Below are 14,166 nucleotides of genomic sequence, written 5' to 3' on the forward strand. Positions count from 1 at the left end.
CGCAGAATAGAACAATGGATTAAAAGTCCACTGCTCTACCAACTGAGCTAATGACCCGCTCTTTTTGTCGCATTTCGAGTGGGGTTACCATTCGTTTGCTGCGGGCGCTTATAATACTTATTTATAAAATGAGTGCAACCGAAATTGTCTCTTTTTTTAAGTTTTTATGTCTAGTTGAGCAAATTTAGACCGCTTATGACAAAAAGCAGTCTAATCAAGCATCAACATTTATTTTGATAAGCGATCTGTGGCTAATTTAGCAGCAGTTGTACTTGGGTACTGATTGATAAGCTCATTCAGTATTTTTTGCGCTTCAGCCTTTAACCCTTGCTCTTGTAAAAGTGTACCAAGCTTTAACATTGCATCTGGGCGCTTATTTGAGTTTGGAAATTCGTTAACAACTACTTTGAAATGCTCGGCTGCTTTTACACCGTCATTTTTAATCGTTAATAATTGCCCAAGCCAATAATGCGCGTTTGAGGTGTACACTGAATTTGGATACGTTGTTAAGAACGCTTGAAACTCTGGAATGGCTTGGTCATAGCGCTTATCTTTCATTATAAGCGCAACAGCACGCTCGTACGCTTCGTTTTCAGATAAATCACTGCTGTAGCTCTGATCGCTACCTGGTTGCGTGTAGTCTGTTGTAGGCGCTGGAGTAGCCGGTTTAGCATATGCTTGGCTAACACGGTTTTCTATTTCTTGATAAAGCTCGCGCTGGCGCTGCAATACCTTTTCAAGTTTATAGCTTTGCTCTTCGGTAACACCGCGAATTTGACTCACTTCATCTTGCAGTAAGTTAAGCTGTTGCTGTAACTCTACTTGTAAGAAATTACGCTGTTGCATCATGCTTTCAAGGGTTGCTAAACGCTTTTCAATGCTCGACTGTGAACTTGCAGCTTCTGAAACAGGAGCGGGAGCAGCCATTAACTGGGTGCTCCCGCTCAATATCATGGCTGCCAAAATAATTTTCGGCTTCATAATATCTCTTATCTTAGTAAACTAGTACCGCACGGCGGTTTTTAGCGAAAGCTTCTTCAGTGCGAGATTTAACCATTGGTTTCTCTTCACCGTAGCTAACTACTGACATTTGGCTTGCAGAAACACCTAAGCTTTGTAGGTATTTTTCAACTGCTTGTCCACGGTGCTCACCAAGTGCAATGTTGTACTCTGGTGTACCGCGCTCATCTGCGTGGCCTTCAATTAATACTTTAACAGAAGGGTTTTTAACTAAAAACTCAGCGTGTGCACGAAGTAGCTCGCCGTATTGACCTTGAATCGTTGCAGTGTCAAAACCAAAGTAAATGATTTGCTCTTGACGAAGCGCTTCGTACTTTTGACGAAGTTGCTCTTCTGCTTTTTGCTCTGGCGTCATTGTTGCTACTTCAACTGTATCAGTTGTTGTTTGCTCAACAGTTGCTTGGTTAGACTGGTTAGCTGCATTTTCATCGATATCTGAAGATGAGCTACAAGCTGCTAGCGTCATTACTGGCACAGCAATTAGCAGGCCTTTAAGTATTTTGTTAAGTTGCATTGAGTAGATTCCTATTTTGAGTAAACCAGCAATTATTACTGTAAATATGGCGACCAAGCCGGTGCCTTCACTTGTCCATCAAGCACAGGTAAGCGTGCTTTAAAACGGCCGTCCATCGATACTAGCGCAAGTACCTGTTTATTATTATGGAGCGTGCTGTATATAATCATCGAGCCATTTGGCGCTATGCTCGGCGATTCATCAAGGCGAGTTCGAGTTAAAACTTGGAACGCACCTGTAGCCAACTCTTTCTTAGCAAGATGATACTGTCCGTTAGTACGGTTTACCATCACTAATTCTTTTCCGTCTGGCGAAATAGAACCCGCTAGGTTCATGTCACCATCAAAGGTTAATCTTTGAGATCTGCCAGTTTTTAAATTTAACTTATAAATCTGAGCATTACCACCCCTTTCCGACGTAAATACTATATCTTGACCATTTGGGTACCACGAAGGTTCGGTATCTATACTACGATGGCGTGTTAATCGTGTCTCTTTACGTGTTAGTAAGTCTAATAAGTAAACCTCAGTTGCACCAGTTTTATCTTTTGACAGCACTAACAGTAGCTTTTTACCGTCTGGCGAGAACTGCGGCGCACCGTTAATTCCTTTATAGCTGGTGATCAATTCACGTTTACCGGTATAAATGTCTTGAATAAAAATTTGGCTCTGGCGATTTTCGAACGTTACATACGCTAATTTAGTCCCATCGGGCGACCATACTGGCGACATTAACGGCTCTTTTGAGCGTAATAGTACTTGTTCATTGAAGCCATCGTAGTCGGCAACCACTAACTGATACGGCTTTTCATCAGTATCACGTACAATAACATAGGCTATTTTTGTTAAAAACGCGCCTTTTTCACCAGTTAGTTTTTCATAAATCACATCACTAATACGATGCGAGTAGCGACGAAAACCGGTTTCACCAATCACGCTTTGACGCGCTTCTAAAATATGGTCTTGGCTTTGAACCAGCTTACCGTTGCTCATCATTTGTGTTTCACCGCCAGTGATTTGGCCGCGAATAACATCAACCAACTCATAACGAACTAAATAGCGTCCATTGGTTTGCTGCTCTACTTCACCAACCAATACAGCTTCTACACCTTGATTTACCCAAGCACCGTAATCAATATCAGCATCTTTGTGAGGTTGTTGTGGCATTTGCGACACACTCACAGGTTTAAACTTACCGCTGCGCATTAAATCGGCAGCAATTACATCACTTAGCTGCTGTGGAATAGGACCAATACCTTGGTATTTAAATGGCACAATCGCAATCGGTCTTGCGCCGTCAATACCTTCAGTAATAACAATTTCAAGTGCCGCATGTGCAACACCCTGAAACCCTAATATTAAAACTAAACAGGCTATTTTAATTTTGTTAAACATGTCATCCCTTAAAACTCTGGCGCGATGGTTATATTAATATTCTTTAGTTGCTCGAATACGTCTTTATCTTTAGATACCGGTAATGTGTCGGCCATGCGAACAGCTCTTAATGCAGCCTCACACACTAACTTATCACCGCCTAAAGATTTAACTTGTGTTACCAGCCCATTAAACCCAAGACGGATATTAATGCGGCATTGCTGGTTTTTCATTTTTTCATCAATTAATAAGTTTTGTTGAATACGCGCCATAATTAATGCGCGGAATTTATCAACTTCACTCACTACTTGCTGTTGACGTATTTTATTACGTGCCGCCTGCTCTTTGGCAAGCTGCTCTTGCAGCATTTGCTCTTGAAGTGCTTGTTGGCGTTTACGCTCAGCTTCTTCAGCGCGCTTTTTACGCTCTTGTTCGGCTTTTTTAAGTGCCGCTTCTTCCGCTTTGCGTTTGTCTGCAGCCGCTTTTGCTGCGTTTTCAGCCTCTTGCTTTTGCTTTTCGGCTTGCTTCGCTTTTGCTCGCTCGCGCTGTTCTATTTCACGGGCTTTTTTAGCTTGTGCTTGCGCTTGTGCAGTTTCTTTCTCTTTTGCTCTGCGTTGCTGTTCAAGCTTTTTAATACGTCTTGCTTCAGCTTCACGCTGTTTGCGTGCATCGGTTGCTCTGCGTTCTAAATCGCGAATACGTTTATCTTCAGCACGCTTTTTATCATCTTCTTTCTTTTTAAGCTCAGCTATTTTTTGCTCAACTTGCTTTTGATCAATCGTAACCGCCGAAACCGCTTTCTCTGGCTCAGGAATAGCCGCATTAAGCGTTACTTCCATTACTTTAGGTTTAGGAGGATGAATGTTTGCTGACGCATACAAAAACCCACCTAACGCTAAATGCAGTAATACTGATTTAATTAGTGAACTACTCATACAGCTACTTGGTCCCCTCAAAGGATTCGGTCATTAACCCTACCGACGGTACACCTGCATTTTTTAAAAAGTCCATTAACAGTAACACTTCCTGATACGACACTTTACCCGAGCCTTTGATCATTACAGGCACATCTGGGTTTTTCATTAGTTGCAGCTTAATTACTGCGGCTACATCTAATGCTTCCATTGGTTCCTCAGGATCGGTACCTACACTCACATAATACTTACCATCGGCATCAATAGAAGCAATAATGGGTGGCGTGTCTTTCGTATCAACTAAGTCCGACTCTTCCATTTTTGGTAGGTCTACTTTTACACCATGAGTAATTAACGGCGCGGTGGCCATAAATATAATAAGCAGCACCAACATTACATCAATGTATGGTACTACATTAATTTCTGCGACTGGGCGACGCTTTTTACGATGATACATTCGCTTGAGCCTCTATTTGGGTAGCTGCTTGACGGTGTAAGATATTGGCAAATTCTTCCATAAAGTTAATGTAGTGAGATTCTAACTTTTCAACTTTATTAGCAAATCGGTTATAAGCAATAACAGCAGGAATTGCCGCAAATAAACCCATTGCTGTAGCAATTAGTGCCTCTGCGATACCGGGTGCAACCATTTGTAAGGTTGCTTGCTTTACTTCACCTAGAGCAATAAAGGCATTCATAATACCCCACACCGTACCAAATAAGCCGATGTATGGGCTAATTGAACCCACTGTTGCTAAAAACGATAAGCTTGATTCTAGTTTTTCAATTTCGCGAGAAAGCGCAACCCGCATTGAACGGTGTGTGCCTTCCATTACAATGCCCGCACTTTGAAAGGTATTTTTTTTATGACGTGCAAACTCTTTAAAGCCTGAGGTAAATAACGCCTCAATACCAGCAGACTGGCCACCGCGAGAAGAAATTTCGTTATATAGTTTACTTAGGTCAACACCAGACCAAAAACGTTGCTCAAATTTTTTGGCATTTGCTAAGGCGTCAGAGATGGCTTTTTTACGTTGAAAAATAATAGCCCATGACATAACCGACATAGCAACCAACGCTAGCATTACTAATTGCACAAGCAAACTGGCTTCTAGAATTAGATCTAAAAAATTAAGCCCTGATCCCACGTTAAACTCCTAAATAATTAAAAACATCAAATTGATTTATTTGAGTAAGGTAACTTAGCAATACATTAGCCACCATTAAAGTTTTGCTAGTGTATCTAGTGTATTTACTGCTGACAACGATATTGCTGTGAATAGACAACAAAAAACGTTAAAAAAACAGCTTTACTCAATATTTACTACTTAACTCTTGTTCTACTGTATAAATAAATAACAACAAAGCTTTATGGAAGCACGCTTAGTTTCACTAAAGAGTGACAAAAATGTGCTGTTTATTCAAAATTAATGCATAAGCACTCATAACCAGCACATGCTTACCTTAACGTAATAGTAAAACTAATACCGAACGTTAATATGTTAATATACATAAACAAAGCATTTCATTAACTTATAGAATTAATGATTAATTAACATGCAACAATAAGCAAAAACAAAAAACCGCTGCTATTAGTTTTTTTAATCTGAAAATATAAATTTTCTAGTTTGAACAAATTGTGTCGCTTCGGTATTATTCTCCCATACCGAGCTAGCGCATTAAATGAAAGCTATTTCATTGAATCCAGTTCCTTGTAATATGATTTATTTCGTATTACTTTTTTACTTCTTGGGGTATGACCTCAATAAGTAAAACGTAGTTCCCTAGATTACTTCCTTAAACTTGTTGTTTGCCCGCATTTTTTGCGGGCTTTTTTTTGCCTACAATTTATCAAACCATCTCAACTCGGGCTAAATAAGCAGTCGAACAATAGCCTGATATGTCTTAACGCTCAGTGAATTATTGGCAAAGTAAAATACGTAATGTTTGCGCATAAAAAAAGCCACTGTCGTTAAAAAGACAATGGCTTTAGTATTTAACCTAAACTCTGGATAATAAATCTATCTCAAGCTGCTAATTAGTCTTGCTTGGGAAGTAAACCAAAATGATGATACGCATTATCCGACACTATTCGCCCGCGAGGCGTGCGCTGAATAAACCCTTGTTGAATTAAAAACGGTTCAATCACATCTTCTATGGTTTCTTTTTCTTCGCCTATGGCAGCGGCTAGGTTGTCAAGGCCAACCGGGCCACCCATAAATTTTTCAATAATGGCGAGTAAATATTTGCGGTCCATATAATCAAAGCCGCTTTTATCAACATCAATCATATCAAGGGCTTGCTGAGCTACCTCGGCATTAACTGTACCATCTGATTTAACTTGGGTGTAATCGCGCACACGGCGCAATAAACGGTTTGCAATACGTGGTGTGCCACGAGAGCGCTTGGCAATTTCAGCTGCGCCATCGTCACACATTTCTAAATCAAGGTAATGCGCTGAGCGCCCCACTATATGCGACAAATCCTCAACAGAATAAAACTCTAAACGCTGTACAATACCAAAGCGGTCACGCAGTGGTGAGGTTAATGAGCCCGCACGCGTGGTTGCGCCAATTAAAGTAAATGCGGGTAAATCAAGCTTAATAGAGCGTGCTGCAGGCCCCTCACCTATCATTATATCGAGCTGGTAATCTTCCATTGCAGGGTAAAGTATTTCTTCTACTTGTGGGCTTAAGCGGTGAATTTCATCAATAAACAGTACATCACCTTCTTCAAGATTAGTAAGCAATGCAGCTAAATCGCCAGCTTTTTCAAGCACAGGGCCAGAGGTGGTTTTAATGTTTACATTTAATTCGTTGGCTACAATATTAGCAAGCGTTGTTTTACCTAAGCCTGGCGGGCCAAATATTAATAAATGATCCAACGCTTCACTGCGGCTACGCGCAGCTTCAATAAATATTTCCATTTGTTGCTTAACATGCGGCTGACCACGATAATCGGCCAGTAACTTAGGCCTAATAGCACGATCTATGGTGTCTTCATTGGTTTTTTCAGCAGCATCTATTAAGCGATCAGCTTCGATCATAATTTACTCACAGCATTGATTTCAAAGATTCTTTAATTAGAACCTCAGTCGACATATCGGGTTTGCTTACTGATTTTACTGCTTTTTGCGCTTGTGGCAATTTATAACCGAGCGCCACTAACGCCGAAACCGCATCATCGGCCGCATTATTAGCTATAGTTGCATCGCTCGCAGGCTCTATTACGGCGCTGTCGCTAAATGGGGTAAATAAGTCGTTGCCCCAATTTTTTAATCGGTCTTTCATTTCGAGTACTAATCGCTCGGCGGTTTTTTTACCTACCCCTGGCAGTTTAACCAAGGCCGTAGCGTCTTCATTATTTACGCAACTTACAAACTGCTGCGCCGACATACCCGACAAAATAGCTAAACCCAATTTAGGTCCTACGCCATTGGCTTTTAACAGCTCTCGAAATAAGGCTCGTTCGGTTTTATTATTAAAGCCAAACAATAACTGTGCGTCTTCGCGTACTACAAAGTGAGTGTACACAATGGCGTTGTCGCCCACTTTGGGTAAATCATAAAAACAGGTCATTGGCATTTGTACTTCGTAGCCAACGCCACTCACTTCTAATAATATTTCTGGGGGCTGTTTTTCAACTAACACGCCGTTTAAGCGACCTATCATTGTTATTTCCTTAGACGTCCTCTAACGGTTTTGCTTGCGCTACCCGCTAGTTTTATTAAATTTTGTTCAGAGTGAGCATGGCAAATTGCAATCGCGAGTGCATCTGCTGCATCGGCTTGCGGCGTACCTGGCAGTTTAAGTATATTTTTAACCATATGTTGCACTTGCGATTTATCTGCTCCACCGTTACCCACCACGGCTTGCTTTATTTGCCGTGCAGAGTATTCAAACACCGGTAAGTCGGCCATAGAGGCCCCCACAATGGCAGCACCACGGGCTTGCCCAAGCTTTAAAGCAGAATCGGGGTTATGTGCCATAAATACTTTTTCTATGGCAAAGGTTTCAGGCGAAAACTGCTCTATAAGCTGCGTAATACCTTGGTATATCATTTTAAGTCGGGTGGGAAAGTCATGATCGGCTAATTTAATACAGCCACTGCCTAAGTATGTAAACTTAGCACCTTGGTGCGCAACCACACCGTAACCCGTTAAACGCGAGCCCGGATCGATCCCTAAAATAATGGCCAAACAGCACTCTCATTATTGTTATTTATTAATAATGCTAATAATGCCAGAGCACTGTATAAATTACCAGTACCAAGCCAAAACAAAAATGCCTACTTAAAAAGTAGGCATTTAAACGCTATTTGGCCAAAAAGTTTACGCCAATGCGCGCACTAAGCCTTGGGTGTTTTGTTTGAGCGTACGGGCAATCATAAAATAACCTAAACCTGCTACAAACACGCCACCAGCAACGGGGCCAATAATCCAAATATTTGGATGCAGCTTACCCGCCAAATCAAACATTTGCTGCTGGACTATTAACAGTGCAATATCACTGAAAAATGCAGCGACTAATCCGGCTAAACCGCCCAGTAATAAAAACTCATATAAAGTGGCATTTTTTATTAATCGGCTTTTAGCACCTAGCGTACGTAATATCACAATTTCTTGCATGCGCTCACCTAAGCTTGCTTGCACCTGCGATATTAGTACCAACGCACCACATAACACCACAATAGCCAATACAAAACCAATGGCTAACGACACTTGCTCAATAGTCGACTGTATTTGCTTAACAAAATTATCTACATCAATTGCTGTAATAGTGGGGTATGTACGTAATAACTGGCTAAAGTCGCGCTTTTGCTCAGGTTCAATGCGTACCGATGAAATATAGGTTGCCGGAAAGTCGCTAAGTACATCTGGGCTTAAAATAATAAAAAAGTTAGGCTTGAGTGTGGCCCAATTTACTTTTCGCACACTGGTTATTTTAGCATCGAACGACTGCGCACCGATTAAAAATGTAAGAGTATCGCCTAATTTAACATCGAGGCGCTGCATCATCGACTCTTCCAGTGAGGCCTCGGCAACGGCGTCATCGCCAAACCACTGGCCATCGATAATGTCATTTTGCGAAGGGACTTCTTCAAGCCAGGTTAAATTGAGCTCGCGCCCAATGCCTGAGCGGGCTTCTTCGTCTTTTTTCTCGTTATCTTGCAGTGACACTTCACGCGCAACCGCTTCACCGTTGACGGCATTTACGCGGCCACGAATAGTCGGGTAAAACTCCGACACCTGAATGCCTTTTTGTGCTAAATATTCATTAACTGGGTCCAGTTCATTTTGCGTAATATTTACTAAAAAAGCATTAGGTGCATCACTTGGTAATTGTGACTGCCAATCAGAAATAATATCGTTTTTAAGCACAATTAAAAATAACAGTAATTTAATCGCTAACGAAAAACTAATTAACTGCACTGCATTAACATTGGCGCGCTTTTGAATAGACGCAATAGCCAAAGACCAGCTGTTACCCGGCTTTAAGCCAAGCTTGCGGCCACCGCCAAATATTAACTTAGAGATTAAAAATAACACCAAAATAAGCGCAAGCGTTGAGACAAACAAAATAAGCGTAATTTTTATGTTATTACTAAATAACCACATTAATAAAAACACGGTGAGTGCACTTAGCCCTAAATGAATTTTACTTACCGCAAGGCGATCACCTAAGTTACGGCGAAGTACTCTGAGTGGTGGAATATCAAATAAATCTAACAATGGCTTTATAGAGAACATGACAGCACAAATAACCCCTGTGCTAATCGCCACCAGCCAAGGTTTAAAACCAGCCATGGGCAGTTCAGTGCCCATACTTTTAGCTAAATAACCGGTAGCCACCTCTTGCAAGCCATAGCCAATAGCTAGGCCAACAACCACCGCCATGGTACATACCATTAATAAGTGCATAAGGTAAATTTTACGGATCATATCGCGGCTGCCACCTAAGGTTTTCATCATTGCGACTGGGTCGTATTGACGCTCACAATAGCGCTTAGCCGATACAGCAATAGCAACCGCGGCTAAAATAATCCCTAGCAAACCGGCTAATAACAAAAAGCTTTCAGCTCTATTTAAGCTATTTGAAATAGGCGATTGACGGTCTTTAACACCATACCAATTTTGGTTTTCTTTAAGTTGCGGTTTTAGCCAATCGTAAAAACTATTTATGTCGCTTTCATCACCTGCATACAACTGGCGATAAAATACACGGCTACCGGGTTGTATTACTTCAGTTTTTGGTACGTCGTCAATATTAATAAGTACCCTGCGGCTGCTAGAGAACACATTAAACGGCGCATCGGGTTCTTCAACAATCACCTTTTCCACATTGAATAACGCGGCACCTAGCTCAACTTGGTCGCCTACGTTTATATTTAAACTATAAAAAACCGATTCACTTAACCACACGTTACCGGGGGTTGGTGCACCCGGGGCAACTTCTGTTTCGGCGTTTAAGCCCGACTTAACCTTTAACTGGCCTTTAAGCGGGTAACTGTTTGACGCAGCTTTTACTGAGCTAAATTGCATTTCATCGTTTGCAAACAGCATAGTGTCAAAATACACCATTTGCGCTGTTTTGAGGTTTTGCTGTTTAGCTTGAGTAATATAAGCGGTATCTATGGCATGGTTGCTGGCCAATACCCTATCAGCGGCAATAAAGGCACTGCTTTTTTGTGCAATACTTTGTGCGATTCGCTCAGTCACCATAGATAAAGTAAGCACCGTTAGCACCGCTAAAGCGATGGCAGCACTTATCACGGTTAGTTCACCACGGCGAAACTCTCGAGAAAATAGTTTAAGTGCTAATTTAGCCCACATTTGCCATTTCCTCAGTTGAATTGTGAACCAGCTCACCGGCTTCAATCTGAATAATACGTTCACACTTTTGCGCCAGTGCTTCATCATGGGTAACTAAAATAAGCGTTGTGCCATTTTGCTTATTTAAATCAAATAATAATGACTCAATCATATGGCCATTTTTGCTATCTAGGTTAGCTGATGGCTCGTCGGCAAACAGTATTTTAGGCGAACCCACAAATGCACGAGCAATCGCAACTCGTTGTTGCTCACCACCAGATAACTGCGACGGGTAATGATCAATGCGATGGCTCAAGCCAACTTTTTCAAGTAACGCGAGCGCCTGCTCTTTAGCGTCGTGTTCGCCAGCAAGCTCAGCAGGCAGCATCACATTCTCAAGTGCGGTTAAACTTTGCACCAACATAAAAGACTGAAATACAAAACCGACTTTAGCGGCTCTCAGTGCTGCTCGCGCTTCTTCATCTAACTTGTGCAAAGGCTCACCATCTAACATTACCTCGCCACTGCTGGCGGTATCAAGCCCTGCTAGCAAGCTCAATAATGTAGACTTACCAGAACCCGATGTGCCAACAACAGCAACAGACTCACCATGCTTGACATTAAAGCTGATGTCGCTGAGGATGGACAACTCACCTTCGAAGGTGGAAACCACTTTAGACAAACCATTTACTTGAATTATATTCAATTGAGAAAGCGCTGACATATGACTCATTCAATCCTACGTTGTGTATTCATTTTATTTTTAGTTATTAACCCACTACACGCGGCAGCTAACAACACGATTTTAATACTTGGTGACAGTTTAAGCGCAGCCTATGGCTTAAAACAAGAACAAGGCTGGGTGCAATTGTTACAAGATAAATACGATGACGAGCAACGCAATATCAACTTAGTAAATGCCAGTATTAGCGGCGAAACCACCGGCGGTGCATTGCGCCGATTAGACGCGCTACTTGAGCAATATCAACCCACTCACGTACTTATTGAGCTCGGTGCTAATGACGGCCTGCGCGGTTTTCCAATCACTAAAATGCAAACTAACTTAACCGCTTTAATTGAAAAAAGCCAAGCTGCAGATGCACAAACCGCACTAATGGAAATATATATTCCACCTAACTATGGCCCACGTTACAGTAAAATGTTCACCGATAGCTTTACCAGTGTTAGTGAAGCCACTAACTCGCATTTAATGCCGTTTTTTGTGCTTAAAGTAGCAGGAAAAAACGGGCTAATGCAAAACGATAACTTACACCCTAACAAAACTGCCCAACCAATACTACGAGATGAAATGTATAACACGATCAACCAGTGGTTAAATAAAGACTAGGGCCGTAAAGAGTCTCCTGCGCAAGCGCTTAAAACTAAGCGTTTGCGCAATAAACATCCAAACAAACAAAAGCTTATTGATTTTTTTATAAATACACGTACTATTGCTATCGAAGTCGGTATGTGGCGCAGCTTGGTAGCGCACTGTCATGGGGTGGCAGGGGTCGAGAGTTCGAATCTCTCCATACCGACCATTTAAATCCTTTCATAATTCTATTTATTCAATAAAAACTGCTTTCCTTTCGTACTACCTAATTTAATACAAAAAAATATCGCACATTTATCGCACCAATTAATCTATTAAAAGTATTCCTGCTTTTTGATTTCAGAGGTATTTAGATTATGTGACGCCACAGTTAAATACTTTTCAAATAATAAAGAAGCACATACCTACTTTTAATTTTTGATGTATTGGTTAGAGGTCATTGATATGCAGTTATGAGTAGATGCTAAGTAGCCGTAATGTCTGAAGTTTAGGCTTAACTCTTTTACTCTATTAAGTTAAAGAACAATTCTGTTAAAAAAAACGACCTAAGGGCTAGATCGTTCTGTAATTTGTATAGTAAATTTTATCTAGTGTATGTACAAATATATTTATCAAGATTTTTGGTTGCACAAGTGACTCTCCCTCCAGTCTGAGCACCCTCACTAGAAGTTGAAGTAAAAGACACTCCAGCTCGTTTTGCCGCATTATAGAAATCTACAAATACATCAGCTCCACCCTTGTCAAAATCATAAGATTCAGCGTTTTTAGTATCGAAATTAGGCTTTACTTTATTTAAATCGACGTCGGTACCACGTTCAAAATCCCAAATTAAATCCCCATTAATCAATGCATATAGAGAAAAAATTGCAGTACTTCCATCACTAAAACTAACTTGCATCATAATCTTGCCTACATTTAACAATCCTGAGACTTTGTCTGTTGCGTTTGCAAAATTAGTAAGATCATTCCTGAGATTAGTATTTCCATTATAATGTCTTACAACTTTATTTTGAATAGAGCTTGAACCAACTAAATCCCATACGCTTCCTGCGATTTCAGACGGCACTTCATCAGCCTTAAGTGATTGTACAGACATCATTACTTGCTTCTTAGCATCAGATAAATTGTAGAAATTATTTAAAACACTTTGTTCTACATTATGGTCTTTAACAGTGACTGAATATGTAGGTACTTTTATACCTTTCATCTTCCCTCCACGCCCATCGGTTACAGAACCAGTTCCAGGAATGGTTCTGTAACCGCTAAACCTTTTTGAAACTTCGAACTTTTTAATAGTTAATGCTTCTAGATTCATTACGTAAACATCGCGGGTTTTATCAAGCTGAGCATTTGACTTCGCTGAAGTTTTAAACTGCTCATAAGAAAAACAAGCTGAACACTCTGTTGTTAAAGATTGTTCATTAGCTATCGTTGAGGTAGAAAAAATAGATAGAAGAGATGCGAAAATTACCTTTTTCATTTATTGTCCTTAATCTGCACTACTTTAAAGTTTAAGATAAATATATTTAAAATAAAAATCAACAAAAGGGGTACAAATACTCATTTTTAACTCACTAACTTTTTAACCCTACATTTAACTAAATAGACTAACATGCTCCATTTTATTGAATTAATTAGCTTTTAATTTCACACTATAGCCTACTCTCCAAAATAGAAAAATAAAGGGATTCTATCTTAATTTCATAGCACTGTTATCACTCTTAACTATCTTCGAAACTTATATAAAATTAGCATTTTTAAAAACCACTACATTAGCTTATTGCGCCAATAAGTAACGCAATTAAAAATCGCGACAAAGCTGCTGCTGTTTGTATTAAGACTTAAAGCAAAGTTTATTTTGGTTGCCAGTGGTACACATAAATAGGTGTTTGGTAGAACTCTTTAAGCTTGATCACTTTAGTTGGTTTATATAAAAGCAAAGCTAAAGTGTTACTCACAATGGTGATGTTTTTAAGCACGTTTTGTTTTAACTTTTCTTCAAGCGCTACCATAGCGCCTGGAAACAAGTAACACACTAGCGTAGACACAGTACGAAATCAGCATTTTTGAAGTCTTTGCAATAGAGAGTAAGATTATTTAAACACTAACTATATTTAGTAAGCACTAAAGTTAACACTCCCCACCCAAAACTAAATAAATCAATGCACCTTTTTCAACCATAATGACTCGCTAAAATATAA

Annotated in this window: 14 protein-coding genes and 1 tRNA gene; 2 read left to right on the forward strand and 13 right to left on the reverse strand. The window is 40.3% G+C overall.

From position 1 onward, the window contains the following. Window positions 1-228: 228 nt before the first annotated feature. The 11 genes from ybgF to CWB78_RS12680 all read right to left on the reverse strand — a co-directional run bounded on the left by ybgF (window position 229) and on the right by CWB78_RS12680 (window position 11,356). Window positions 229-981 (reverse strand): tol-pal system protein YbgF, encoded by a 753-nt coding sequence (gene ybgF, locus CWB78_RS12630; RefSeq protein WP_010392784.1) that lies wholly within the window; start codon window positions 979-981, stop codon window positions 229-231. Window positions 982-994: 13 nt separating this feature from the next. Continuing rightward, the gene (pal, locus tag CWB78_RS12635; RefSeq protein ID WP_010392787.1) at window positions 995-1,534 is read right to left on the reverse strand and encodes a peptidoglycan-associated lipoprotein Pal; all 540 of its coding nucleotides are present in this window, start codon (window positions 1,532-1,534) and stop codon (window positions 995-997) included. Window positions 1,535-1,569: 35 nt separating this feature from the next. Then, entirely contained in the window at window positions 1,570-2,928 is a 1,359-nt protein-coding gene (gene tolB / locus CWB78_RS12640) for a Tol-Pal system beta propeller repeat protein TolB (protein ID WP_075169407.1), read from the reverse strand. Between the two features lie 8 nt (window positions 2,929-2,936). Continuing rightward, window positions 2,937-3,842, reverse strand: a complete 906-nt coding sequence (tolA, locus tag CWB78_RS12645) for a cell envelope integrity protein TolA (RefSeq protein ID WP_010392793.1) — start codon at window positions 3,840-3,842, stop codon at window positions 2,937-2,939. A 4-nt stretch (window positions 3,843-3,846) separates the two neighbouring features. Then, window positions 3,847-4,278, reverse strand: a complete 432-nt coding sequence (tolR, locus tag CWB78_RS12650; protein WP_010392795.1) for a protein TolR — start codon at window positions 4,276-4,278, stop codon at window positions 3,847-3,849. Next, window positions 4,265-4,969, reverse strand: coding sequence for a protein TolQ (tolQ, locus tag CWB78_RS12655; protein ID WP_010392797.1), 705 nt, complete (start codon window positions 4,967-4,969; stop codon window positions 4,265-4,267). The genes tolR and tolQ overlap by 14 nt, the downstream gene beginning before the upstream one ends. A gap of 890 nt (window positions 4,970-5,859) precedes the next feature. Continuing rightward, window positions 5,860-6,867: a Holliday junction branch migration DNA helicase RuvB gene (ruvB, locus tag CWB78_RS12660; protein WP_075169409.1), complete on the reverse strand. Its 1,008-nt coding sequence runs from the start codon at window positions 6,865-6,867 to the stop codon at window positions 5,860-5,862. Window positions 6,868-6,874: 7 nt separating this feature from the next. Then, entirely contained in the window at window positions 6,875-7,492 is a 618-nt protein-coding gene (gene ruvA / locus CWB78_RS12665) for a Holliday junction branch migration protein RuvA (RefSeq protein WP_008114133.1), read from the reverse strand. Window positions 7,493-7,494: 2 nt separating this feature from the next. Then, window positions 7,495-8,019, reverse strand: a complete 525-nt coding sequence (gene ruvC / locus CWB78_RS12670) for a crossover junction endodeoxyribonuclease RuvC (RefSeq protein ID WP_008114131.1) — start codon at window positions 8,017-8,019, stop codon at window positions 7,495-7,497. A 132-nt stretch (window positions 8,020-8,151) separates the two neighbouring features. After that, a complete protein-coding gene (locus CWB78_RS12675) occupies window positions 8,152-10,653 on the reverse strand; it encodes an ABC transporter permease (RefSeq protein ID WP_138595896.1) in 2,502 nt (833 codons plus the stop codon). Then, a complete protein-coding gene (locus CWB78_RS12680; RefSeq protein ID WP_010392805.1) occupies window positions 10,643-11,356 on the reverse strand; it encodes an ABC transporter ATP-binding protein in 714 nt (237 codons plus the stop codon). Before CWB78_RS12680 ends, CWB78_RS12675 begins: the two co-directional genes overlap by 11 nt. Between CWB78_RS12680 and CWB78_RS12685 the strand changes: the two genes are divergently transcribed. After that, complete coding sequence (locus tag CWB78_RS12685; RefSeq protein ID WP_138595898.1) at window positions 11,357-11,980, forward strand: arylesterase; 624 nt, start codon at window positions 11,357-11,359, stop codon at window positions 11,978-11,980. Window positions 11,981-12,096: 116 nt separating this feature from the next. After that, window positions 12,097-12,173 (forward strand) — tRNA-Pro (locus tag CWB78_RS12690). A gap of 375 nt (window positions 12,174-12,548) precedes the next feature. Here CWB78_RS12690 and CWB78_RS12695 read toward each other — a convergent pair. Both CWB78_RS12695 and CWB78_RS12700 read right to left on the reverse strand, forming a co-directional pair. After that, on the reverse strand, window positions 12,549-13,445 hold the full coding sequence (locus tag CWB78_RS12695) for a hypothetical protein (RefSeq protein ID WP_138595900.1): 897 nt from the start codon (window positions 13,443-13,445) through the stop codon (window positions 12,549-12,551). Between the two features lie 373 nt (window positions 13,446-13,818). Continuing rightward, window positions 13,819-14,013, reverse strand: a complete 195-nt coding sequence (locus tag CWB78_RS12700; protein WP_249930459.1) for a hypothetical protein — start codon at window positions 14,011-14,013, stop codon at window positions 13,819-13,821. Window positions 14,014-14,166 lie beyond the last annotated feature (153 nt).

This window comes from Pseudoalteromonas sp. S1612 (assembly GCF_005887175.1).
Taxonomy (GTDB): Bacteria; Pseudomonadota; Gammaproteobacteria; order Enterobacterales; family Alteromonadaceae; genus Pseudoalteromonas; species Pseudoalteromonas undina.